A 22,446-nucleotide genomic window follows, 5' to 3' on the forward strand; every position below is an offset into this window, starting at 1 on the left:
AGAATGACAAAAATCAGTTTTGTATTATTCTACAGTAGAAAGCCCTTTTTTATCTAATATTTTAATATTTCTTCCATCAATATCTATCAATCCGTCTTTTTTAAATTGTGATAAAGTTCTAATTAAACTTTCAGTGGCAATACCAGCAACACTCGCTAGATCACCCCGTGAGATTTTTATAGTCTCTCCTTGTTTAGGACTTAAAACTTCTAAAAACTGTAAGATAGTTTGTGCTGTTTTCTTTCTTACAGAGCCATAAGCCATTTGTAAAAGTTGCAATTTCGTATGTGATAAATTTTCATTCATAACATTCATCAATTCTAAAGCTAGCTCTTTATTTACCACCAATATTTCTTTAAGTTTTGTTTTGGGAATTCGGGTAAGTAGGCAGTTTTCTACAGCTGTAGCCGATTCTTCATAGGCAGTGGTTTCATCAAAAGAAGAAAAACCTAAGAAATCATCTGCTTGATAAAGAGCAGTAATAAGCTCTTTCCCATTTACCGCCATACGTTGTGTTTTTACCACACCCTTAATAATAAGGAAAACAAAATTGGCATGTTCTCCTTCTTGATATATAGGTTTACCTCGCTTTACCTCTAATTCTTCACCAAAGTCGTAAAAGTAATTTTTCAGTTCATTTAAATTCCGTAAATCTTGAGCTTTTTGGGGTAAATCTATAGAAGTTTTATTTTCTAATAATTTAGATTTAGCAATACGACTATTAATGGCTGCCAATAAATCTTCTTCTTCATAAGGTTTGGTAAGGTAGTCGTCTGCTCCAAGATTCATGCCTGTACGCACTTCGGTATGGTCTGTCTTTGCAGATAAAAATATAAATGGAATTGATTTTGTCTCTTCTTGTTCTCCTAAGGCTTTTAAAACTTCATACCCATTAAGCTCTGGCATCATTATATCACAAACAATAATTTGAGGAAGACTTTTTTGAGCCAAATCAAGGCCTATTTTACCGTTCTTAGCCGTTATAACTTCAAACCCAGATAATTCTAGAAGTTCTGCTGTATTTTCTCTTAGAGCTTGATCATCTTCAATTAATAAAATTTTTTTCATCTGGCTTTTAGTGGGTTTTTAGGTATTTTTAAGGTAAATGTACTTCCTTTATTTTCAATACTTTTAAAGGATATTTTACCTTGTAAATGTTCCAAGTGATTTTTAATAATATTTAATCCGATTCCTGTTCCTTCTGCCATCAAAGCATTTTCTGCTCTAAAGTAGCGGTCAAAAATAAACTTTTGTTCCTCTTTTGGAATCCCGATACCTTCGTCAATAATATTTATATAGAAATCCGTTTCATCTTGACCCAATTGAATATTAATTTCAGAATTCTCTTCGGAATATTTTATAGCGTTGTTTACCAAATTGGTTAAAGCTAGGGTTAGAATTTTTTCATCAAAATTGATTTCTATACCATCGATGTTTTCTGGATATATGATATTTTGACCGTTCTTGAGAACCATGTTTGATTCGTAAATTACCTCATTGATAACTTTACTTAAAGGAAACTGAGTAAAGGAGTAACTTACCTTACCAGATTCAATTTTTTCTAAAGAAAGAAAATCAGTCAATATATCATTGAGGTATTTTACTTTTGATTTTATCGTTTTTAGGTGTTTATCTCTTTTATCTTGTTGATTTTCTTGAGTGTATTTTCCCGCTAAGGTTGCCGAGGTTAAAATACCGCTTAATGGAGTTTTAAACTCGTGCGAAACCATAGATAAGAATTTGGTTTTTAAATCGTTTAATTCTCGCTCTTTGTTCAGAGCATTTTTTATTCTATTTTCGGCCTCAAGTCTTTTTGTAATTTCAGATTTTAGATTGTTTACTGTTTCCTGTAGCTGTAAAGTCCGCTTGGCTACCATATCCTCTAAACGAGAATTTAACTCCCTGATCTCTAACTCCGTTTTTTTACGGACACTGATATCGATTATCATAGCCATAATGTAGGTTTCGCCATCTAACTGAATGGGATTAAGGCCAATTTCAATAGGGAATTCGCTACCGTCTTTCTTTTTGCCATAAAGATCTCTACCAAAGCCCATTCGTCTCTTTTCTTGATTTTTCATGAAGTTACTAGCATACTTGGTATGGGCGTGCTTATAACGATCTGGTATCAATATTTCTAACAATTTACCTTTAAGTTCTCCAGCTTGGTATTGAAATAATTCGTTGGCAGAAGTATTACTAGCCACGATGGTTCGATTTTTATTAACAACTACAATACCTTCCGAAACCGTTTCAAAAAGCAACTTGAAAATATCTTTGTTTTGTGATGCAAATTTTTCCATAAAACAGTTGTAGAAAAAAATTAGAAAGCTTAGTTGATATTTGTCATTGGAGAAACCTACTAATTTAAGTAACTTTGTCTATAAGCACGTAAATTTATGAAAACTAATTTTAATTCGCTACTACAAGGTAAACAACTTGTTTTAGTAGATTTTTATGCCACATGGTGTGGGCCGTGTAAAGCCTTGAATTCCATTTTACAAGAGGTTAAAAAGGAGGTTGGTGAAGCGGTTAAAATAATAAAAATAGATGTAGACAAGAATCAAAATCTTGCTCAAAAGTTTCAAGTGCGCGGAGTACCTATTTTAATTCTTTTTAAAAATGCTCAACCTGTTTGGCGTCAATCTGGGGTAGTACCTGCAAACGATTTAAAACAATTAATTCAATCTAACTCATAAGCATGAAACAATTTATAGATCATACATTATTAAAACCAACGGCAAGCTTACAGCAAATTGAACAACTGTGTCAAGAAGCCAAAGAAAATGAATTTTTTGCTGTTTGTGTTAACGGTTGTTGGGTAAAACAAGCCGTAAGTTTTTTAAAAGATTCAGATGTTAAGGTGGCAGCAGTTGTAGGCTTTCCGCTAGGGGCAATGCATACCAAAGCCAAAGTTTTTGAGGCCAAGCAGGCTGTGGCAGATGGCGCACAGGAAATTGATATGGTGCTGAATTTGGGCAATTTTAAATCTGAAAATTATCATGCCGTAGAAGAAGATATTGCCGCCGTAAAAGAGGCTATAGGTGATTGCACGTTAAAGGTTATTTTAGAAACTTGCTACTTGGAAGAAGAAGAAATTGTAAAAGCCTGTGAGTTAGCTGTGGCTGCTAAAGCAGATTTTGTGAAAACCTCAACGGGCTTTGGAAGTGCGGGAGCTACCTTAGAGCACGTAAAATTAATGAAATCTTGTGTAGGAAAACAAGCTGAAGTAAAAGCAAGTGGAGGGATAAGAGATCGAGCCACGGCCGTAAAGTTTATTGAAGCGGGAGCAACACGAATAGGCACTTCTTCAGGGATTAAAATAGTAACCGATATTTAAATTATGAGTATTCACTTAGAGGCAAAAGAAGGGGATATTGCCGAAACTGTTCTCCTACCAGGAGACCCCTTACGAGCAAAATGGATTGCCGAAACCTTTTTAGAAGATGTAGTATGTTATAACCGGGTTAGGGGAATGCTAGGTTTTACAGGAACTTTTAAAGGAAAAAGAATTTCGGTGCAAGGCACAGGTATGGGTATACCCTCGGCCTTGATTTATTGTACAGAGTTGATTCGCGATTATGGGGTTAAAAAACTTATACGGGTAGGCTCGGCTGGAGCTTATCAAGAAAATATTGATTTGCGTGATATTGTAATAGCCATGGCGGCTTCTACTACTTCTGGAATGAACAAAAGTAACTTTGGTGAGGCTACTTTTGCTCCTACAGCAAACGCCGATTTATTTCTGAAAGCGGTTGAAGTAGCTAAGCAAAAAAATATTGCTTTTAAAGCCGGTAATGTTTTATCTGGCGATGTTTTTTATGACGATGACCCTAACTTTTATAAAAAATGGGCGCAATACGGAGTTTTATGTGTAGAGATGGAAACCGCCGGATTATATACCATAGCAGCCAAATTTAATGTTCAAGCCTTGGCTATTCTTACCATTTCAGACTCCTTGGTTACCAAAGCAGAAACCTCTCAAGAAGATAGGGCCAGTAGTTTTAATCAAATGATAGAAATTGCATTAGAATTAGCATAGATTATTTAAAATCAATGATTAAAAAAACCTGCCAATCGGCAGGTTTTTTATTTAACTCTTAAATTTTAAGGGCTAAATATCAAATACGATTAATTTTCTTTTAAATTATTTGTATTTTTATGGGTATTTAAGGTTTGTAATGATGTTGGTAAGTTGCTATGATTTATGCTGAAAAAGCCTCAAGTTTATTTAATACTATTCTATATTTAAAAATTAACTATTATGATAAGAAACGCGCATGAAATCGATTTTCAAATTTTTGGAGAAGAAATGCAATATGTCGAAATAGAGCTAGACCCGCAAGAAGCGGTCGTTGCCGAAGCTGGCTCTTTTATGATGATGGATGAGGGAATTCAGATGGATACCATTTTTGGCGATGGTTCTGATAAAAACAATGGTTTTTTTGGTAAAGTACTAGGAGCCGGTAAAAGACTCTTGACTGGGGAGAGCTTATTTATGACCGCTTTTCAAAATGTTGTTACCGGAAAGAAAAAGGTGAGTTTTGCTTCTCCGTATCCAGGGAAAATTATACCTATAGATCTTAACCGTTTTAATCATAAGTTTATATGCCAAAAGGATGCTTTTTTATGTGCGGCCAAGGGTGTTTCTGTTGGAATTGAATTTTCGAAAAAAATAGGAAGAGGCTTTTTTGGTGGTGAAGGTTTTATAATGCAAAAATTAGAGGGTGATGGGATGGCCTTTGTACACGCAGGGGGAACTACAGCAGTTAAAGAACTTGCTCCCGGTGAAAAATTAAAAGTAGACACTGGTTGCATCATAGGCTTTGATGCTAGTGTAGACTATGATATTCAATTTGTTGGAGGTATACGCAATACTTTATTTGGAGGAGAGGGAATGGTTTTCGCTACACTCACAGGACCAGGAACAGTTTACATCCAGTCTTTACCTTTTAGCAGATTAGCCAGTCGTGTGTTTGCTGCAGCGCCACAAGGAGGAGGAAAAGATAAAGGAGAAGGAAGTATTTTAGGTGGTTTAGGAAATCTGCTTGACGGTGATAACAGATTTTAAAAACCACAGCAGTGTTTATTCTTGACTGGAATAATGTAAAAAAACAAAAAAAAATCCTGAGTTTTTTGACTCAGGATTTTTACGTTTTCAGCTATTCTAGCTTATTTTGCTTTTTTCATTCCTTCTTCAATCATACTATAGAATTGATCTAACTTAGGAAGTACTACAATTCGGGTTCTACGGTTAGCAGCTTTACCGCTTGCTGTATCATTTCCTGCAACAGGCACGTATTCTCCACGACCAGCGGCTGTCATTCTAGCCGGATCTACACCAAATTCATTCTGTAAAATTCTAACAATAGAAGTAGCACGCTTTGTACTCAAATCCCAATTGTCTTTTATACAAGAATTACTAATAGGGTCGGTATCGGTATGACCTTCAACCATAAATTCAAAATCTGGTTTGTTTTTAACCACTTTAGCAACTTTTCCTAGCACTTCTTTTGCACGATTAGAAACTTGGTAACTCCCGCTTCTAAATAAAAGTTTGTCAGATATAGAAACAAATACTACTCCTTTTTCTACGTTTATTTGGATATCCTCATCGTTCAAGTCGCCCAATGCTCCCTTTAGGCTGGTAACTAAAGCTAAGGTAACAGAATCTTTTTTGTTGATTGCATCACGCATCGTCTTGATTTGCAAATCTTTTTCTCTAATGCTTTCTAATGACCGCTCTAAATTTTCTGCTCCTTTTTTAGACAGCGTGGCGAGATCGCCTTGATTATTTAATAATGCAGAGTTAGTATTTTTCAGAATGCTAATTTGCTCATTTAAAGAACTAATTCGAGACTCTTTATCTTCAAGGCAAGAATTAAGTTTAACAGTTGCTGTGTTTAATAAATCTTTAGTTTCTTTTTGCTTGGCTTCTAATTCTGCATATTTCTTTTTAGAAACACAAGAAGAAAACAATAATGTAATGGCTGCTGTAGCTAAAAAAATACGTTTCATAGTATGTTTGTTTGTGTATAATTTAAAAGCCAAAGTTAATTATTTTACCGAGTCTTTTAAGCGGATTAACAAATTTTTAATGGCAACTTACAACTGGTTAAACTTATTCTTTTTTTGTATAAAGTACTTGAAGACTATAGAGAAATTACTAGGTTTAACCTGGTGGGTGTGCCGAATGTTTTTACGTTTTTTGTTGATGTGATTAAAATTTTTATAAAAACTAAAATGTGCCTGTAATATAGCTTTGAAATGATGAATTTTACCTTGCATTAAAAATTGAATTCCTGCCAATCCGTCTAGTATCATTCGAATAAAAATGGTGATTAAGGCTTGTGGTAAGGATTGATTTTTTAGTAAATTGTATAAAGAATTTCTGAAGTTTAAAAATGTTTTTTTAGGATTTGCACTTGCTAAGGTGGCTCCGCCTAAATGGTATACTTCGCTTTGGTAGCAGTACTCCACTAAAAATCCTTGCAATTGTGCACGCCAACAAAAATCTATCTCTTCTTGATGGGCAAAATAATCTTCATCAAAACCACCAAGGCGTTTAAAAAGATTGTTGCGTACTACCAAACACGCACCACTTGCCCAAAAAATTGGATAATTTGAATTGTATTGACCTTGGTCTTTTTCTAAAGTGTTAAAAATTCTTCCTTTACAAAAAGGATAGCCCAATTGGTCTATATAACCTCCTGCTGCTCCGGCATACTCAAAATATGTAGGATTTTTTAAATCTTTAATTTTAGGTTGTAGAATACCAACGCGTTCATCCTCATCAAACCTACTTAAAAAGGCTTGTAACCAATTAGGAGTAACCGCAACATCACTATTGAGTAAAACCAAGATTTCTTCATTAATTTGTTTTAAACCTAAATTATAACCACCTGCATATCCTAAATTTGAGCTGAGTTGAATGCATTTTACACTCGGGAAATCGGTTTTTAATAAGGTAACAGAATCATCTGTAGACGCATTGTCAATAACATAAATAGTGGCTTCGGGTGAGTGCTTTATTAAATTGGGTATAAACCGCTTTAATAAATCACGACCATTCCAGTTTAGCACAGCTACAGCTACTTTTTTCATTATTTTTATTAATAGAGAGGAAGTTCGGGTAAAAAATTATATTGCTGTTTGTTGTAGTCCATCTTACAAAAATAGTGCGACAACCCGTTAGTTACCATCAAAAAGTCTGCTTTTAGACTCAAGTTATAGCGAGCAATTTGATCAAAAGTTTCTTGGGTGATTTTTACCTTAGGTGCTTTGCACTCTACAATTAATTGTAAGTCTCCTGTGGTTTTAAAACCTACTACATCATAGCGTTTTGGCAACTGGTTTACTAATACTTGCTTTTCTACATTGATCATTGACCAGGGGTAATTTTTTTCATAGTGAAGGTAATGAACCACATGTTGCCGAACCCACTCTTCGGGTGTAAGTATTATAAACTTTTTACGAATGCTATCAAAAATAGCTGTTTTATTTTGTTTATTTTTGAACCTAAATGAATAGGCAGGAAAATTTAAGGCTGTCATAGCAGCAAAAATATATAATTTGCCTGTGCATTGCTTATTAATCGCTTAATAAATCCGGCAAAAGCCAGCAACAAATTTTAATTTATAGAGAATGAAAGAAATAAACGCGGTACTTCGCGATTTAAAGCAAAGAAAGTTCAAAAAGGTTTATTTGCTTATGGGTGAAGAGACGTATTATATTGATAAAATAAGCGAATATATAGCTCGACATGCCCTTACCGAAGAAGAACGCGCATTTAATCAAGTGGTTTTATACGGAAGAGATATTGAGGTAGATCAAATTATTAGTGAATCGAAGCGCTTCCCAATGATGGCAGAACATCAGGTGGTTATAATTAAGGAGGCACAAGAGTTAAATAAGAGCATATATAACCTGGATAGTTTTATACCGCAATTGCAAGAAAGCACCATATTGGTACTATGCTATAAATACAAAAGCATCGATAAGCGCAAGGCGTTATATAAAAACATTAAAAAAGAAGGAGTTGTAATTGAAAGTAAACCCTTGTATGAAGATAAGGTGCCGGGCTGGATAATTGAGGAAGTAGCGAGAAGAGGCTACCGCATAGAACCCAAATCGGCAATGCTTCTAGCTGAGTTTTTAGGAACTAGCTTGGGTAAAATTAATAATGAACTCGATAAACTTTGCCTTATTTTGCCAGAAGGCAGTTTAATTACTCCTGCCGTAATTGAAGAGAATATAGGGATAAGTAAAGATTTTAATTCTTTTGAACTTCAAAAAGCGCTGATTAGTAGAGACCAAAAAAAAGCTTTTAGAATTATAAATTATTATGCTCAAAATAGTAAAGAGCACCCCATATTAAAAACCATTCCTGTTTTATATAATTTCTTCTCAAAGTTATTGCTATATCATGGTCTAAAAAATAAAGGTAACCGCAATGAGGTGGCTAGTGCATTGGGAATTTCGCCCTTTTTTGTCAAAGATTTTACTTTGGGAGCTCAAGCTTACTCTATGAAAAGTGTAAGTGCTATTGTGGCGAGTTTGCGAGAACTCGACTTGAAGGCCAAGGGAGTAGGAGCACAAAATTTACCGGCAGCCGAATTATATAAAGAACTGCTAATTAAATTAAGAGCCTGATGCAAAAAGCTATCACTTGGGTAAAAGCCGCTCGTTTGCGTACTTTGCCCTTATCCATTTCTGGAATTTTATTGGGAGCAGTATTGGCTCACCTTGAACAAGATTTTCAACTTTCTATTTTTATTTATGCTTTGTGTACCACCTTGTGCTTACAAATACTTTCTAATTTCGCCAACGATTATGGTGATGGTGTTAAAGGCACCGATAATGAAGAACGGGTAGGGCCAATGCGAGCCCTACAAAGTGGCATCATTACCGACAAGCAAATGAAGATAGGAATGATTTTTTGTAGCCTTTTGTCTTTAGCTTTTGCAGTTTTACTGATTTACTCAGCTTTCGGAAGCGAAAATTTCGCCTTAAGCATTTTCTTTTTCCTTTTGGGAATAGCTGCTATAACCGCTGCTATAAAATATACCGTTGGTAAAAGTGCATACGGTTATAGAGGTTTAGGAGATGTCTTTGTATTCTTATTTTTTGGATTGGTAGCCGTGGTAGGTAGTGCCTTTTTATTTACGCATCAAATAAAACTCACTTATTTTTTACCAGCCATTGCGGTAGGAGCTATGAGTGTAGCTGTACTAAACCTTAATAATATGCGAGATCGTTTGAGTGATGCCAATTCCAAGAAAAACACTTTGGTGGTTAAATGGGGCATCCATAAAGCAACAAACTATCATATTGGTCTAATTTTGTTAGCCTTTTTGTGCCTTTTGTTGTTTAATTACAATTTACCTATTCAATATAATTTAGCTTTAATTCCATTTATACTTCTATTTAAGCATTTAAATACCGTGATACAACACGAAGAGCCAAAAACTTTAGATCCAGAATTAAAGAAAGTTGCTTTAAGCACCTTTATAATTGCCTTAATATATTTGTTACTGGCGTGGATTTAATTTGTTATAAATTTTTTAATTCATATAAATTTTAAGTGCTATTGCTTATTTTTAGCCATCAACTAAGACAATAAAAAACAAAAAAATATGAAAATTACATTTTACGGGCAAAATACCCTAGCGTTAGAGATCAATAGTAAACATATCATTGTAGATCCTTTTATTACAGGTAATCCTTTGGCAAATGAGAAAGTAGATATACAAGATTTAAAAGCCGACTATGTGTTGCTAACCCACGCGCATCAAGATCATACCTTAGATGCAGAGGCAATAGCTAAGCAAAATGAAGCCACCTTGGTGAGTAACTTTGAGATTGCCAATCATTACCAAGCAAAAGGCATTAACGTGCACCCTATGAATCACGGTGGTAGCTGGGAATTTGATTTTGGAACTGTAAAATATGTAAATGCCATACACACCAGTTCTTTTCCAGATGGTAGTTATGGAGGGCAACCCGGAGGATTTATCATTGAAGCCAATGAAAAATGTCTTTACATTGCGGGAGATACTGCATTGCATGCCGATATGAAATTAATCCCATTGAGGCATCAAGTAGATTTAGCTGTTTTACCTATTGGTGATAATTTTACAATGGGCGTAGATGACGCTATTTTAGCAAGCGATTTTATTGAATGCAACAGAGTTCTAGGTTGTCATTATGATACTTTTGATGCGATTAAAATTGACCATGACTTAGCGCTTGAAAAATTTAAAATGAAGAAAAAAGAATTGATTTTGTTGCCCATTGGTGAAAGTGTAAGCATTTAAAAGTAATCTCATTGAAAGCAAGATTTATAAAACATTCATTACAATTTAAAACCCCAGGAGGCACTTCTCGTGGGGTTTTAAAAATCAAAAATACTTGGTTTTTGATACTTGAACATCAGGGTAAAAGAGGTTATGGAGAATGCGGAATGTTTGAAGGGTTAAGCTATGATGATGTTCCGCAATTTGAAGAAAAATTACAGTGGATTTGTGAGCATATTCATCTAGGTGAAAAGCAACTTTTAGCACAACTCAGCGAATTCCCCGCACTGTTTTTTGGTGTAGAAATGGCATTTGCCTCGCTGCGATCAAAGACGGGGTTTGAATTGTTCCCTTCGGCCTTTACGCAAAAAGAGCAAGGAATAACCATAAATGGTTTAATCTGGATGGGTGATAAAAACTTCATGAGAAAGCAAATCACCGATAAATTAAACCAAGGTTTTCACTGTATAAAATTAAAAATAGGAGCAATAGACTTTCAAGAAGAATTGCGACTTCTTAAGTACATTCGATCAGAATTTACAGCCAGCGATGTAGAGCTTCGGGTAGACGCTAATGGGGCGTTTTCACCAACAGAGGCGCTAGAAAAACTAAAAAGATTGAGCGACTATGAACTGCACAGTATTGAGCAGCCCATAAAAGCGAAACAAATAGAAGATATGGCTTCGCTATGTGCTGCCACTCCTTTACCCATTGCATTAGATGAAGAGCTTATTGGAGTAACCCAAAGGCCTGCAAAAGAAGAGTTGCTAAAAACCATTCAACCCCAGTACATCATTCTAAAACCTACCTTGGTAGGAGGCTTTGCTGGTTCAAGTGAATGGATTGAAATCGCTGAGCAGCAAAATATTAAATGGTGGATCACCAGTGCTTTAGAAAGCAATGTAGGACTAAATGCTATTGCACAATTTACCTATCAATTAAACAATAAAATGCCGCAAGGCTTGGGCACAGGTAGCTTGTTTACCAATAATATTGCTAGTCCGTTATACGTTAAAAAAGATCAATTATTTTATAATCCTAACCAAGATTGGGATTTAACCCTTTTATCTTAAATTATATGTTTATAGAGCAAGCTTTTCGCGGTAAAACCGATTTTTGGCGGTACCTCATCGGGTCTTTAATTATTGCAATTGTGGCTTCAATTGGGCAATTGCCCTTACTTTTCGCCGTGCTGCTAAAAAGTGGTTTTGATCCTATGGCTTTGCAAGCCGATCGCTTAATGCAAACCTTAGATAAAAACTCGACCACTTTTTTTATTTTAATCTCTTTTGCTATTGGTTTTATTGGTTTATGGCTAGCACTTAAATTTCTGCATGAAATTAATCTAAAAACCATCACGACCACCCGAAAAAAAGTGGACTGGAAACGCGTTCTGCTAGGTTTTTCATTGGTAGGAATATTTACATCGGTAAGTGTTTTGGTGAGTTACCAAATGACACCCGAAAATTATATATGGAATTTTAAACCCGATAAGTTCTTAATACTGTTTGTGATGGCTATTGTGTTAGTGCCTATTCAAACCAGTCTAGAAGAATTTATCTTTCGTGGATATCTTATGCAAGGCTTTGGAGTACTAGCTAAAAACAGGTGGTTTCCTTTAATAATGACCAGCCTAATTTTTGGTTTACTACACATTGCCAACCCAGAAGTTGGTAAAATGGGGTATAGTATTTTGATTTTTTATATCGGCACGGGATTATTTCTAGGAATAATAACCCTTATGGATGAAGGTACAGAGCTTGCTTTAGGCTTTCATGCAGCTAATAATTTAATTGCCATCTTGTTGGTTACTGCAGACTGGACAGCCTTTCAAAGTGAGTCGGTGCTTATAGATATTGCAGATCCCACCGTTACTTGGGATACCTTTTTACCCTTGATTATTTTATATCCTATTTATTTTATAATTATGGCAAAAGTCTATAAATGGAAAAACTGGAAAGAAAAGCTAACCGGAAAAATTCAAGTACCTGTACCCGAACAAAATCCATCAATTTAATTAGAATTAGCAATATGCACCCCGATTTTAAACTTAACGGATTAAATTATACTGCTTTTAAAACCCAAATTTTAAATGAACTAACTGAAGAAGAACAAGCTTTTTATTCAGCAGTAAATGATTTTATCACCGATTGGCTGTCGGGCCGTGCTGAGGTCGAAGTGCAAACCTCTGGCTCTACAGGAAAACCAAAGCGTATTAAATTAAGTAAGACCGCTATGCGGGCTTCGGCAGAGGCAACAGGAGAGTATTTTAATCTTCCTGCGCAAACTTCGGCTTTTCTGTGCTTACCAGTGAGTTATATAGCTGGTAAAATGATGTTGGTAAGGGCCATGCATCTGGGCTGGCATCTAGATTTGGGCTTACCAAAATCAAATCCGCTTGACGCTAACACCAAACAATATGATTTTTCTGCTATGACCCCTTTTCAAGTGAGTCATAGCCTTGATGATTTGCATCACATAAATAAATTGATTGTTGGCGGTGGCGCTTTGTCTAACTTACAAGTACAGGCTGTTCAAGCTTTAAAAACCCAAGTTTTTGAAACTTATGGAATGACCGAAACCATTACCCATATTGCAGCCCGACCAGTGAATCAAGCCCCGCAAAAAAACGTGGCTTTTACGGCACTGCCTCAAGTTAGTTTAAGCGTAGATCAACGCAATTGTTTGCAAATTGATGCGCCGCGAATTTCACCAACTAAAATACAAACAAATGATGTTGTTCAGCTGCTCGATGCGCATAGTTTTTATTGGAAGGGTAGGTATGATCGAGTGATTAATACCGGAGGTGTTAAGGTTTTTCCCGAAGTTATTGAGCGTAAGTTGAGTAATTTGCTTCCAGAACGATTCTTTGTTGCTGGTTTACCGCATAAGGATTTGGGCGAACAAGTAGTTTTGGTAGTTGAAACCGCTCCCTCAGCAGTAACCGAACAAGATCTTTATAATAGGTTGAATAATATGAAGAACTTGGAAAAATATGAACTACCCAAGAAAATTTTATGCGTTGCAAAATTTACCGAAACCCACACAGGAAAAGTGCAAAGACAACAAACCTTAGCCAGCTATCTAAATAAAAACGCATAATACTTAAAGAAACTTTTATTTTTTTATTCGCTTAAAGCGGATGTAGTACTCCGCACGGGGATAGCCAATTTCATCAAGGCTTAAATCAAAATCAATAGTTTGCCATTGGGTGTTTAAATCAAAAACTTTATTTTTCTGTTGGTTACCTAGCCGAATGGGCATAGAAAAATTAGGAACATCGGCTACCCAACGACCGAATAATTTACCTTGCTTTTCTTTAATTTGCAATTCAGGTAAGTCGGGATAATTGAGGTATTGAAGAAAAATAGGACTAACCTCTACAGACGTATGCACCTCAAAAAAGTCCACTACCTCTTGGGTGTTGGTTACTTGATGCTTAAAGTTGAGACTAAAGGCTTTCAACAAAGTCCACCATTCTTTGTCATCACCAATTATACTACGTAGCGTATTTAGCATATTAGCTCCTTTATAGTACATATCTGCAGATCCTTCATGATTTACTCCGTAGGTGCCAATAATAGGAGACTGGTTTTTAATATTTGCCCTAATTCCGTAAAGGTATTTTAGCGCATCTTCTTTACCCCAACGGCACTCCACATAAATTGATTCTGCATAGGTTGTAAAAGCTTCGTGAATCCATAAATCGGCTATATCGCTGGCGCTTATAGAGTTGCCAAACCACTCATGCGCGCTTTCGTGAATGGTGATAAAATCCCATTTTAAACCTACACCAGTTCCCGATAAATCTCTACCCAAGTAACCATTGTTAAATTGATTGCCATAGGCTACAGCGCTTTGGTGTTCCATACCCAAATAGGGCGTTTCTACCAATTTGTAACTGTCTTCAATAAATGGATAGGCGCCAAATTTCTCATAAAAACAATCCATCATTGGTTTAACTTCCTTAAAATGTTGCCTGGCTTTATCTTCGTTATAAGAAAGCACATAATAATGTAAATCTAACCCCTTATGCTCGTCTTTTATCAATGTATAATCTCCTACATTTAAAATAATATTGTAATTGTTAATAGGGTTTTTAACCTCCCAGCTCCAACGTGTGAGATCGGGTGAAATTGCTTTTTTACCCAACAGCCGACCGTTTGAGACATTCATTAATCCATTAGGTACACTTACGTGGATGCGGGCACTTTCGGGTTCATCGCTTAAATGATCTTTGTTGGGATACCATAAACTGGCTCCTGTGCCTTGTACGGCCACACTTACCCAAGGATTACCATTTTTGTCTTTTGAAAAAATAAATCCACCATCCCAAGGAGCATTAACCGCTACCTTAGGTTTACCGCTATAATATACGCTAAAAACGATTTGCTTTTTCGCTGGTAATTTTTTTTCAAAATCGATGAAAAAAGCATTTCCTTCACGCTCATAAGCTAGAGTTCTCCCTTGATAAATTACCGAATCTATTTGCATATTCTTAAATAAATCAAGCTGCATAAAGCGTTGCTCATAAAGTACTTTTGCTGTAATTTCATTAAACCCTCGAATGCTTTTATTTTTAATGTCTAAGCTGATGTCTAGATTGTACTTTAGCACATCAAAATGAGATCTTTCCGGGCGTAAACTTCCGCGTAAGCTGTCGGCACGAGTAAAGTTTGATGGTTTAGAATCGAGTAATTGTGCTTGCATCGAGAAGCCGAGTAGAATAAAACAAAGAATTGAAAACAAACGCATTTAAGATGACTATTTACTAAATTAACTATAGGGAAGATACAACTTTTTTAAAAAAATAACCGGAATGCAAATAACCCTATCGATTTGCATTCCGGTGAATTATAAGTTGATAACTTTATTAAGTTTGAATTACGCCAAGATTAAAATCTTTGGTAATAGGAGCATGGTTTGCCGCTTCAATACCCATTGACACCCATTTACGCGTATCTAACGGGTTGATTACCGCATCGGTCCAAATTCTGGCTGCGGCGTAATACGGACTAATTTGCTTGTCATAATCTGCTTTGATTTTATCGAACAAAGCTTTTTCTTTTTCAGGAGTAATTTCTTCTCCTTTCTTTTTAAGCGATGCCGTTTCTATTTGTAGCAATACTTTGGCCGCAGAATTGCCACTCATCACCGCCAATTCTGCACTAGGCCAAGCCGCTATAAGTCGGGGGTCATAGGCTTTACCGCACATTGCATAATTTCCTGCACCGTAGGAGTTACCTATTACGATGGTAAACTTGGGTACCACCGAGTTGCTCACTGCATTAACCATTTTGGCACCGTCTTTAATTATTCCGCCGTGTTCGCTTTTACTTCCTACCATGAATCCTGTAACGTCTTGCAAAAATACCAGCGGGATTTTTTTCTGGTTACAATTGGCGATAAAACGCGTAGCTTTATCGGCAGAATCAGAATAGATTACGCCGCCAAATTGCATTTCCCCCTTTTTGGTTTTAACAATTTTACGCTGATTGGCTACAATACCTACGGCCCAACCGTCTATGCGAGCATAACCGGTGATTATGGTCTGCCCATAACCAGCTTTATATTCTTCAAAAGCAGAATCATCAACTATACGTTTAATGATATCCATCATATCATATTGGTCGCTTCTCTTGGCAGGTAAGAGTCCAAAAAGTTCTTGCTCATCTAATTTTGGCGGAGCGGCTTTTTTTCGGTTAAAGCCGGCTTGATCAAAATCTCCTATTTTATCAACAATATTTTTTATTTTGGTTAAAGCATCTTTATCATCGCTAGCCTTATAATCGGTAACGCCGCTTATTTCGCAATGAGTGGTAGCTCCGCCAAGGGTTTCATTATCTATACTCTCACCAATGGCTGCTTTCACTAGATAGCTACCTGCTAAGAAAATACTTCCTGTTTTATCTACGATTAAAGCCTCGTCGCTCATTATAGGCAAGTAGGCACCGCCTGCTACGCAACTACCCATAACCGCAGCAATCTGAGTAATACCCATACTGCTCATAACCGCATTATTTCTAAAAATTCTTCCAAAATGCTCTTTATCGGGAAAAATTTCATCTTGCATAGGCAGGTAAACCCCGGCACTATCTACCAAATAAATAATAGGTAATCTATTTTCTATTGCGATTTCTTGAGCACGTAAGTTTTTCTTTCCGGTAATGGGAAACCAAGCGCCAGCTTTTACAGTAGCATCATTGGCAACCACAATAACCTGTTTACCTTGTACGTGACCTATTTTAACCACAACACCACCACTGGGGCAACCCCCGTGTTCTGCATACATGCCTTCACCGGCAAAAGCTCCAATTTCTATTGCCTCTTTAGGCTGGTCTAACAAGAAATCTATACGCTCGCGCGCCGTCATTTTTCCTTTAGCGTGATGCTTTTCTATTCGTTTTTCACCGCCACCCAAATACACTTTTTTAAGTTTATGTTTTAGGTCTGCAACGAGTAATTTGTTATGGTCTTCGTTTTTATTGAATTTTATATCCATTTTATTTCAAATAATTGATCTTAGTGGGTTATTCGTTCGGCTTAAAGCCGACTAAAGCCACGAAAATACAAAAATACTACGGCTAATAAACCAATGCTCGCCTATAAAATTGGATTATTCTATAATTTGATTGTATTTTTGTTAATCTAAATTATAAATTCGATTTCATGGCGATGAATAAAAATACAGTATTAGCTTGGGCAACTTTTATTATGATTATTGTAGGTGTAGCTTTAATTGCATTAGGCGCATTTAGATACAATGATGTAGCCGGATATGGTTTTGCAGCCGTTGGTATTGGTTTTTTTGCCATTGCATGGGTTTTCAATGCTTTGAAAGGACGCGTTTAGTTTTAATTACCAAAATTTCTTTAGCCCCTTAAATTTTATGAAGTACAAGTTATTCTCAGTTTTAACGCTAATTTTTTTGTTTTCACTGACAGCTTGCCGGTCTGATAAAAAATTAGAAAATGAAAAAGATATAGCCGTGTTTTGGGTGAATGCTTACCGAAGCAATTGCGATGCAGGTGCTGGCACCAAAAATTGTTTAATGGTGAGCGATGCCGACCAGTGGAGTGATACGTTGAGTTATACCTACTTTTACAACGCTATAGAGGGCTTTGAGTTTAAACCGGGTTATTTTCAGAAAATTAAAGTGAAGGTGATTAAAAAAGAGGCGAATAATTTACCCGCCGATGTTTCTAACTTAAACTATAAGTTGATTGAGGTTATACAAGAAAAGCAAGATGAGCTATTTCAACTACACGGCAATTGGAAGCTTTCTACTTTAAATGAAGAACCTTTAGACGGTCTCGACGATAGCCCCCGTTTACAAATTGATTTGGCAACCCAAAAAGTATATGGCAACAACCTATGCAACGCATATAACGGAAGCATAAAAAAATTAGATGCCACTAGTTTTCATATAAATAGCATTGCACAAACTAGAAAGGCCTGCCCAGAAGAAAAACAAGACCTAGCTAAAAATTACACTAGAGCCCTGTTAAAAGCACGTAAATATGCTTTACAGGAAGAAGCTTTAACTTTATATGATTTAAATGATCTTCAAGTTCTTCGTTTTATAAAGGAGTAGGCTGTTTTTTATAGTTTTCTTTCCTCTAAGCTTGATGCTGTAAGCCCTTCCTGTAAATTGGTCTAGATTGCTATGTTTTTTCTTACCTACCCAGTATTGGGTATATTTCATTATATTTTTTAGATTATTTGCAATTTTACAGGATTATAGGTAAGTGTGAGAAAATATTAACAATTAAACTATGTATTTAAGTAAAAAGCAAGCAATTGCTTGCACACACACACACACACCTGGGCGTAGATTTAAAGCTGGTGTTGAATTTCCTTTTAGCATAGACAAATGGGTCGTTTCTACAAACACAGAACCGGGTAATTTAATAATTTATACAGAGCCGGTAGATGCGAATGAACCTATAACTGACCCTTGTGATAGGATATTAATGGGTATTTTAGCCGATGAATACAGTCCGCAGCACATAAGTGACTTCTTAGGTATTAGTTTAGCCGATTTAAATTACTTAATGAAACCAGAACACCTACAGTTCTTTATAAATTCATTATCTTTATTATATGAATCTTCATTTAGCACCAATGCGATCAATCATTTTCATGAGGCATTGCAAAACTATAGAGATTCCCAAAACCCTATAACCGATTTAGAATTTGTTTATAGCAGTTTTGATGATATGCTTGAAGAGGATGCACAAAAGCAAAACGTTATAGATTTTTTAGTTCAAAACAATTATAGCGATTAAGCATTTGCTTTTTTACGCGAAGCTATGCCAGCGCTGCAAGACAATGATGGTGATGGACAACCCGATGCAGAAGTGGATTTTGCTTATCAAGTTATAGTAGATAAATCTTTTAAGGATAATCCTTGTCTTATGAATGTATATACCGCGATGGGAAAAGCACCCACCTTTGATAACTACCTCAAAAATTTTGACAGTGAAATGTCTGTGGCGAATTTAAAATTTGGAGCAGATCCTAATTTTGCCCAAAATCCAGATTATGTAGATTACACCAACGCTATGGCGATAACCAACCCACCATTGACTTCCAATATGATCAATATAGATTTTAATACAGATCCTTCTACCAGCGGTAATATTTTAAACAAACCAGATGTATTTAAAGCAGTTTCCCTGATTCACGAGGTATTACACGCAGAAATGTACCGGAAAATGCTGGATGCAGTAAGAGCAGCCGAAATAAGTGGTAACAATTTAAACTGAACTTCTTGGACGAGTGAACAATTTTATAACGATTTTTTAAACAGTTTGGAAAATAAATATTTTGGAATATTTGATTATTTTACGAGATATAATTATGGTATACCCGTTGGCAGCAATCCTAATGATTATCAACACCAACAGTTGGCACAGCATTATCGGGATATTATAAAACAAGCTTTGACCGATTATGACCCAAGCCTTACATCCGCACAAAAAGAAGCGCTCTCTTGGATAGGTTTAAATACTGCTGATATAAAAGCTTAGCAACTAAAAACGCTTCAGAAGCAACAAGCTATAAAAGATCAAATTACCAATATGAAAAACACTTTTCCCAATGGCTGCAATTAAAATTTTAAATTTACTATTGATTTTATGCCCGATACTTTATTTCGGGCAAAAATCGATATATCCGAAAGACACAATCTTTATCCGCTATAATAAAGATATACATTCAAAAAAGATTTTAAATCACCCGCAAAGGGGTAAAAATTTATATTTTAAAAATCTAGGGGTATATTATTCTTATTCAGAAAAAGCAGATACACTTTGTATAGAAAAGCTGAAAGATTATCATTTTTCTGATTTGGAAGAAATCAATGAAAAAAGAAACCGTTGGATTTTTGACAATAAAAGGCCTCCAGCCAGTAGAAATGGCGTTTTCCAAACTTATGTGATTGAGGTGATTTCAGATAAAAAGTATGTGAAGTATCCCGTAAACTGGAGGAATGAGCGGATATGACGATGCTTAGTAAATAGTTAAGGACAACCTTTCACTCTTTTAACATCTACTAAATACAACTATTTCTTTTAAGCTGTTTTTCTATTTGTTTCCGAATTACACTTAGTTCATAATAAAGCTAAGCACGTAATTCAAAAGCCTAAAGTAATTTAAGAGACTAGATAAGAGCGGCGTATTGTTTATCCTAAATCGGTTGAAATTATTAAATCCTTTGTACGTTAGGCTTAGAACGGTATAACTTAAATCGAGAGACTTAAAAGTCTTTATTTAATGTGGGAGAGGTATATCTAAACATTAGTCGCTTTTCATTTGTTCATATAAAGTATATAAGCGCTTCACTTCGTTTATAAAAACGTGTACACTAACATTTCCTCCTTTACGGATGTATTCTTTTTGGTTTAAGAAAACCAATAAACAAGGAACTTGAAACACCTGAAAATGGGCAGCGATTTCGGGGTGCATTTCGGCAGCTATTTCAAGAAACTCCATTTTAGGAAAGTTTTCGGTTACCGCAGCTCTAATTTTAGGCTTAAGACTGTGGCAAACACTGCATTGTTTTCCGCTAAAATAAAATAATAGCGGCTGCCCTTTATCTATCTTTTGTTTTATATCAACTAACCGCATAGCGTTATTTTTACTACAAAAATAAAGTTTCTTTTCTTGAAGGCTTTATTATTTTCATCAACTTATTTTTTAGATATTTGCGTTAGCGATAGCAGTGACATCCTTTTTAGGTATTTTACCTAAAAAGATACAACGAATAGCGCGACCCTAAATAGGGTAACGCCCAAATTAACAGCTTTAAATATATTATCATGGCAGATGACAAAAAGGTGATTTTTTCTATGTCTGGGGTAACCAAGACCTATAAAAATGCGAATACACCGGTATTAAAGAACATTTATTTGAGCTTCTTTTACGGAGCTAAAATCGGAATTTTAGGTTTAAACGGTTCGGGTAAATCTACTTTGCTACGCATTATTGCTGGCGAAGAAAAAAACTACCAAGGTGATGTGGTATTTTCTCAGGGCTACTCGGTGGGTTATTTACCCCAAGAACCCGAGTTAGATGAAGATAAAACCGTGCTTGAAGTGGTAAAAGAAGGGGTTGCCGAAACGGTGAAAATCCTTGATGAATATAACGCAATCAATGATCAATTTGCTTTGCCAGAGGTGTATGAAGATGCCGAAAAAATGGAAAAGTTAATGGATAAGCAAGCCAAGTTACAAGATGCGATAGATGCAAGCAACGCTTGGGAAATTGATACTAAGCTAGAAATTGCTATGGATGCTTTAAGAACCCCAGATTCTGATAAAAAAATAGGGGTGCTTTCTGGTGGTGAACGCCGCCGCGTGGCTCTTTGCCGCTTGCTGTTACAAGAACCCGATGTGCTATTGCTAGACGAGCCTACCAACCATTTAGATGCCGAGTCGGTACATTGGCTAGAGCACCATTTACAGCAATACAAAGGCACGGTGATTGCTGTCACCCACGACCGTTACTTCTTAGATAATGTGGCCGGATGGATATTAGAATTAGATCGTGGTGAGGGTATCCCTTGGAAGGGGAATTATTCGTCGTGGTTAGACCAAAAGTCTAAACGAATGGCGCAAGAGCAAAAAGCTGCTTCGAAACGTCAAAAAACCCTTGAGCGTGAGTTAGAATGGGTGCGTATGGCGCCTAAAGGTAGACAGGCCAAGCAAAAAGCACGTTTAAATAATTATGATAAGTTGCTGAGTCAAGACCAAAAGCAAATGGATGAAAAATTAGAAATTTACATTCCAAACGGTCCGCGTTTAGGTACAAACGTGATAGAAGCCAATGGTGTAAGCAAAGCTTATGGAGATAAATTGTTGTATGAAGACTTGAACTTTAATTTACCCCAGGCTGGTATTGTGGGTATCATAGGTCCTAATGGGGCAGGAAAAACTACTATTTTTAAAATGATAATGGGTGAAGAAACACCAGATAAAGGATCTTTTAAAGTAGGGGAGACGGCCAAAATTGCTTATGTTGATCAAAGTCATTCTAATATTGATCCCGAGAAAACCATTTGGCAAAACTTTAGCGATGAGCAAGAATTAGTTATGATGGGAGGTCGCGAGGTGAACTCTAGAGCTTACTTGAGCCGATTCAATTTTAGTGGAAGCGAGCAAAATAAAAAGGTTAATATGCTTTCTGGTGGTGAACGTAACCGTTTGCATTTGGCTATGACCCTAAAAGAAGAGGGGAACGTTTTGTTATTAGATGAGCCCACCAACGATTTAGATGTAAATACTTTACGTGCGCTTGAGGAAGGATTAGAAAATTTTGCAGGTTGTGCCGTAGTAATCTCACACGACCGTTGGTTTTTAGATAGAATTTGTACACATATTTTAGCTTTTGAGGGTGACTCTCAAGTATATTTCTTTGAAGGAAGCTTCTCTGATTATGAAGAAAATAAGAAAAAACGTCTAGGCGGAGACTTAATGCCAAAACGTATAAAATACAAACGATTAACACGGGGCTAATTTCTAAATTGATCTTTTATAAAAAGGCTGCTTTATTTTAAAGCAGCCCTTTTTGTTTTATTGTAATTCTTAATAGAAAATAAATGTCTTGAGCTTGGTTTTGATTTTTAGACCTCTTTTTTTAATGGGTCAAG

The 22,446-nt window shown here is 36.0% G+C and carries 25 protein-coding genes; 17 read left to right on the top strand and 8 right to left on the bottom strand.

Annotated features, from left to right (window positions below; all coding sequences use genetic code 11):
• Positions 1-24: 24 nt before the first annotated feature.
• Positions 25-1,068, bottom strand: a complete 1,044-nt coding sequence (locus FT993_RS02190; protein WP_147860905.1) for a response regulator — start codon at positions 1,066-1,068, stop codon at positions 25-27.
• Positions 1,065-2,303 carry a PAS domain-containing sensor histidine kinase gene (locus tag FT993_RS02195; protein ID WP_147860906.1) on the bottom strand — a complete coding sequence of 413 codons (1,239 nt, stop codon included), beginning with the start codon at positions 2,301-2,303 and terminating at the stop codon, positions 1,065-1,067. The genes FT993_RS02190 and FT993_RS02195 overlap by 4 nt, the downstream gene beginning before the upstream one ends.
• Positions 2,304-2,399: 96 nt before the next feature.
• Between FT993_RS02195 and trxA the strand changes: the two genes are divergently transcribed.
• The 4 genes from trxA (at position 2,400) to FT993_RS02215 (ending at position 5,071) form a co-directional block, all read left to right on the top strand.
• Positions 2,400-2,699, top strand: a complete 300-nt coding sequence (gene trxA, locus FT993_RS02200) for a thioredoxin (protein WP_147860907.1) — start codon at positions 2,400-2,402, stop codon at positions 2,697-2,699.
• A 2-nt stretch (positions 2,700-2,701) separates the two neighbouring features.
• Positions 2,702-3,340 carry a deoxyribose-phosphate aldolase gene (gene deoC, locus FT993_RS02205; RefSeq protein WP_370450880.1) on the top strand — a complete coding sequence of 213 codons (639 nt, stop codon included), beginning with the start codon at positions 2,702-2,704 and terminating at the stop codon, positions 3,338-3,340.
• A gap of 3 nt (positions 3,341-3,343) precedes the next feature.
• The gene (gene deoD, locus FT993_RS02210; RefSeq protein ID WP_147860909.1) at positions 3,344-4,042 is read left to right on the top strand and encodes a purine-nucleoside phosphorylase; all 699 of its coding nucleotides are present in this window, start codon (positions 3,344-3,346) and stop codon (positions 4,040-4,042) included.
• Between the two features lie 222 nt (positions 4,043-4,264).
• The gene (locus FT993_RS02215) at positions 4,265-5,071 is read left to right on the top strand and encodes a TIGR00266 family protein (RefSeq protein WP_147860910.1); all 807 of its coding nucleotides are present in this window, start codon (positions 4,265-4,267) and stop codon (positions 5,069-5,071) included.
• A gap of 101 nt (positions 5,072-5,172) precedes the next feature.
• Here the strand turns inward: FT993_RS02215 and FT993_RS02220 are convergent, their stop codons facing one another.
• The 3 genes from FT993_RS02220 to FT993_RS02230 all read right to left on the bottom strand — a co-directional run bounded on the left by FT993_RS02220 (position 5,173) and on the right by FT993_RS02230 (position 7,553).
• Positions 5,173-6,018, bottom strand: coding sequence for an OmpA family protein (locus FT993_RS02220; RefSeq protein ID WP_147860911.1), 846 nt, complete (start codon positions 6,016-6,018; stop codon positions 5,173-5,175).
• A gap of 87 nt (positions 6,019-6,105) precedes the next feature.
• Positions 6,106-7,104 (bottom strand): glycosyltransferase family 2 protein, encoded by a 999-nt coding sequence (locus FT993_RS02225; protein WP_147860912.1) that lies wholly within the window; start codon positions 7,102-7,104, stop codon positions 6,106-6,108.
• 8 nt (positions 7,105-7,112) lie between these two features.
• Positions 7,113-7,553: a type I restriction enzyme HsdR N-terminal domain-containing protein gene (locus FT993_RS02230; protein ID WP_147860913.1), complete on the bottom strand. Its 441-nt coding sequence runs from the start codon at positions 7,551-7,553 to the stop codon at positions 7,113-7,115.
• Between the two features lie 91 nt (positions 7,554-7,644).
• Between FT993_RS02230 and holA the strand changes: the two genes are divergently transcribed.
• The 6 genes from holA to FT993_RS02260 all read left to right on the top strand — a co-directional run bounded on the left by holA (position 7,645) and on the right by FT993_RS02260 (position 13,397).
• Positions 7,645-8,652 carry a DNA polymerase III subunit delta gene (gene holA, locus FT993_RS02235; protein ID WP_147860914.1) on the top strand — a complete coding sequence of 336 codons (1,008 nt, stop codon included), beginning with the start codon at positions 7,645-7,647 and terminating at the stop codon, positions 8,650-8,652.
• The gene (gene menA, locus FT993_RS02240; protein ID WP_147860915.1) at positions 8,652-9,548 is read left to right on the top strand and encodes a 1,4-dihydroxy-2-naphthoate octaprenyltransferase; all 897 of its coding nucleotides are present in this window, start codon (positions 8,652-8,654) and stop codon (positions 9,546-9,548) included. The genes holA and menA overlap by 1 nt, the downstream gene beginning before the upstream one ends.
• Positions 9,549-9,635: 87 nt before the next feature.
• Positions 9,636-10,316, top strand: coding sequence for a metal-dependent hydrolase (locus FT993_RS02245; protein WP_147860916.1), 681 nt, complete (start codon positions 9,636-9,638; stop codon positions 10,314-10,316).
• Positions 10,317-10,327: 11 nt separating this feature from the next.
• Positions 10,328-11,368 (top strand): o-succinylbenzoate synthase, encoded by a 1,041-nt coding sequence (locus FT993_RS02250; RefSeq protein ID WP_147860917.1) that lies wholly within the window; start codon positions 10,328-10,330, stop codon positions 11,366-11,368.
• Positions 11,369-11,373: 5 nt separating this feature from the next.
• Positions 11,374-12,312, top strand: a complete 939-nt coding sequence (locus FT993_RS02255; RefSeq protein ID WP_147860918.1) for a CPBP family intramembrane glutamic endopeptidase — start codon at positions 11,374-11,376, stop codon at positions 12,310-12,312.
• Positions 12,240-13,397, top strand: a complete 1,158-nt coding sequence (locus FT993_RS02260; RefSeq protein ID WP_255504404.1) for an AMP-binding protein — start codon at positions 12,240-12,242, stop codon at positions 13,395-13,397. Before FT993_RS02255 ends, FT993_RS02260 begins: the two co-directional genes overlap by 73 nt.
• 15 nt (positions 13,398-13,412) lie before the next feature.
• On the opposite strand, the gene FT993_RS02265 is transcribed toward FT993_RS02260, so the two are convergent.
• Together FT993_RS02265 and FT993_RS02270 are read right to left on the bottom strand one after the other, a co-directional pair.
• The gene (locus FT993_RS02265) at positions 13,413-15,050 is read right to left on the bottom strand and encodes a M1 family metallopeptidase (RefSeq protein ID WP_147860919.1); all 1,638 of its coding nucleotides are present in this window, start codon (positions 15,048-15,050) and stop codon (positions 13,413-13,415) included.
• Positions 15,051-15,168: 118 nt separating this feature from the next.
• Positions 15,169-16,797: an acyl-CoA carboxylase subunit beta gene (locus FT993_RS02270; RefSeq protein WP_147860920.1), complete on the bottom strand. Its 1,629-nt coding sequence runs from the start codon at positions 16,795-16,797 to the stop codon at positions 15,169-15,171.
• A 173-nt stretch (positions 16,798-16,970) separates the two neighbouring features.
• Between FT993_RS02270 and FT993_RS12250 the strand changes: the two genes are divergently transcribed.
• From FT993_RS12250 to FT993_RS02295, 6 genes are all read left to right on the top strand, one after another.
• Positions 16,971-17,147 (top strand): CAL67264 family membrane protein, encoded by a 177-nt coding sequence (locus FT993_RS12250; protein WP_255504407.1) that lies wholly within the window; start codon positions 16,971-16,973, stop codon positions 17,145-17,147.
• Between the two features lie 76 nt (positions 17,148-17,223).
• Entirely contained in the window at positions 17,224-17,889 is a 666-nt protein-coding gene (locus tag FT993_RS02275; RefSeq protein ID WP_187240736.1) for an META domain-containing protein, read from the top strand.
• A 181-nt stretch (positions 17,890-18,070) separates the two neighbouring features.
• Positions 18,071-18,583 (top strand): hypothetical protein, encoded by a 513-nt coding sequence (locus FT993_RS02280; RefSeq protein ID WP_147860922.1) that lies wholly within the window; start codon positions 18,071-18,073, stop codon positions 18,581-18,583.
• A gap of 24 nt (positions 18,584-18,607) precedes the next feature.
• Positions 18,608-19,063 carry a hypothetical protein gene (locus FT993_RS02285; RefSeq protein WP_147860923.1) on the top strand — a complete coding sequence of 152 codons (456 nt, stop codon included), beginning with the start codon at positions 18,608-18,610 and terminating at the stop codon, positions 19,061-19,063.
• A gap of 45 nt (positions 19,064-19,108) precedes the next feature.
• Entirely contained in the window at positions 19,109-19,327 is a 219-nt protein-coding gene (locus FT993_RS02290) for a hypothetical protein (RefSeq protein WP_147860924.1), read from the top strand.
• A 70-nt stretch (positions 19,328-19,397) separates the two neighbouring features.
• Complete coding sequence (locus FT993_RS02295; protein WP_147860925.1) at positions 19,398-19,802, top strand: hypothetical protein; 405 nt, start codon at positions 19,398-19,400, stop codon at positions 19,800-19,802.
• 294 nt (positions 19,803-20,096) lie between these two features.
• Here FT993_RS02295 and FT993_RS02300 read toward each other — a convergent pair whose 3' ends face one another.
• Positions 20,097-20,426, bottom strand: a complete 330-nt coding sequence (locus FT993_RS02300; protein WP_147860926.1) for a co-chaperone YbbN — start codon at positions 20,424-20,426, stop codon at positions 20,097-20,099.
• A gap of 191 nt (positions 20,427-20,617) precedes the next feature.
• Here FT993_RS02300 and ettA point away from each other — a divergent pair, with 191 nt between their 5' ends.
• On the top strand, positions 20,618-22,312 hold the full coding sequence (ettA, locus tag FT993_RS02305; protein WP_147860927.1) for an energy-dependent translational throttle protein EttA: 1,695 nt from the start codon (positions 20,618-20,620) through the stop codon (positions 22,310-22,312).
• The last annotated feature ends 134 nt before the right edge of the window (positions 22,313-22,446 follow it).

The organism is Mesonia sp. HuA40 (assembly GCF_008017835.1).
Taxonomy (GTDB): domain Bacteria; phylum Bacteroidota; class Bacteroidia; order Flavobacteriales; family Flavobacteriaceae; genus Mesonia.

Coding starts and splice junctions, on each gene's coding strand:
- FT993_RS02190 (WP_147860905.1), bottom strand. CDS start 1,068: ATGAAAAAAATTTTATTAATTGAAGATGATCAAGCTCTAAGAGAAAAT.
- FT993_RS02195 (WP_147860906.1), bottom strand. CDS start 2,303: ATGGAAAAATTTGCATCACAAAACAAAGATATTTTCAAGTTGCTTTTT.
- trxA (WP_147860907.1), top strand. CDS start 2,400: ATGAAAACTAATTTTAATTCGCTACTACAAGGTAAACAACTTGTTTTA.
- deoC (WP_370450880.1), top strand. CDS start 2,702: ATGAAACAATTTATAGATCATACATTATTAAAACCAACGGCAAGCTTA.
- deoD (WP_147860909.1), top strand. CDS start 3,344: ATGAGTATTCACTTAGAGGCAAAAGAAGGGGATATTGCCGAAACTGTT.
- FT993_RS02215 (WP_147860910.1), top strand. CDS start 4,265: ATGATAAGAAACGCGCATGAAATCGATTTTCAAATTTTTGGAGAAGAA.
- FT993_RS02220 (WP_147860911.1), bottom strand. CDS start 6,018: ATGAAACGTATTTTTTTAGCTACAGCAGCCATTACATTATTGTTTTCT.
- FT993_RS02225 (WP_147860912.1), bottom strand. CDS start 7,104: ATGAAAAAAGTAGCTGTAGCTGTGCTAAACTGGAATGGTCGTGATTTA.
- FT993_RS02230 (WP_147860913.1), bottom strand. CDS start 7,553: ATGACAGCCTTAAATTTTCCTGCCTATTCATTTAGGTTCAAAAATAAA.
- holA (WP_147860914.1), top strand. CDS start 7,645: ATGAAAGAAATAAACGCGGTACTTCGCGATTTAAAGCAAAGAAAGTTC.
- menA (WP_147860915.1), top strand. CDS start 8,652: ATGCAAAAAGCTATCACTTGGGTAAAAGCCGCTCGTTTGCGTACTTTG.
- FT993_RS02245 (WP_147860916.1), top strand. CDS start 9,636: ATGAAAATTACATTTTACGGGCAAAATACCCTAGCGTTAGAGATCAAT.
- FT993_RS02255 (WP_147860918.1), top strand. CDS start 11,374: ATGTTTATAGAGCAAGCTTTTCGCGGTAAAACCGATTTTTGGCGGTAC.
- FT993_RS02260 (WP_255504404.1), top strand. CDS start 12,240: ATGGAAAAACTGGAAAGAAAAGCTAACCGGAAAAATTCAAGTACCTGT.
- FT993_RS02265 (WP_147860919.1), bottom strand. CDS start 15,050: ATGCGTTTGTTTTCAATTCTTTGTTTTATTCTACTCGGCTTCTCGATG.
- FT993_RS02270 (WP_147860920.1), bottom strand. CDS start 16,797: ATGGATATAAAATTCAATAAAAACGAAGACCATAACAAATTACTCGTT.
- FT993_RS12250 (WP_255504407.1), top strand. CDS start 16,971: ATGAATAAAAATACAGTATTAGCTTGGGCAACTTTTATTATGATTATT.
- FT993_RS02280 (WP_147860922.1), top strand. CDS start 18,071: ATGTATTTAAGTAAAAAGCAAGCAATTGCTTGCACACACACACACACA.
- FT993_RS02285 (WP_147860923.1), top strand. CDS start 18,608: ATGCCAGCGCTGCAAGACAATGATGGTGATGGACAACCCGATGCAGAA.
- FT993_RS02295 (WP_147860925.1), top strand. CDS start 19,398: ATGGCTGCAATTAAAATTTTAAATTTACTATTGATTTTATGCCCGATA.
- FT993_RS02300 (WP_147860926.1), bottom strand. CDS start 20,426: ATGCGGTTAGTTGATATAAAACAAAAGATAGATAAAGGGCAGCCGCTA.
- ettA (WP_147860927.1), top strand. CDS start 20,618: ATGGCAGATGACAAAAAGGTGATTTTTTCTATGTCTGGGGTAACCAAG.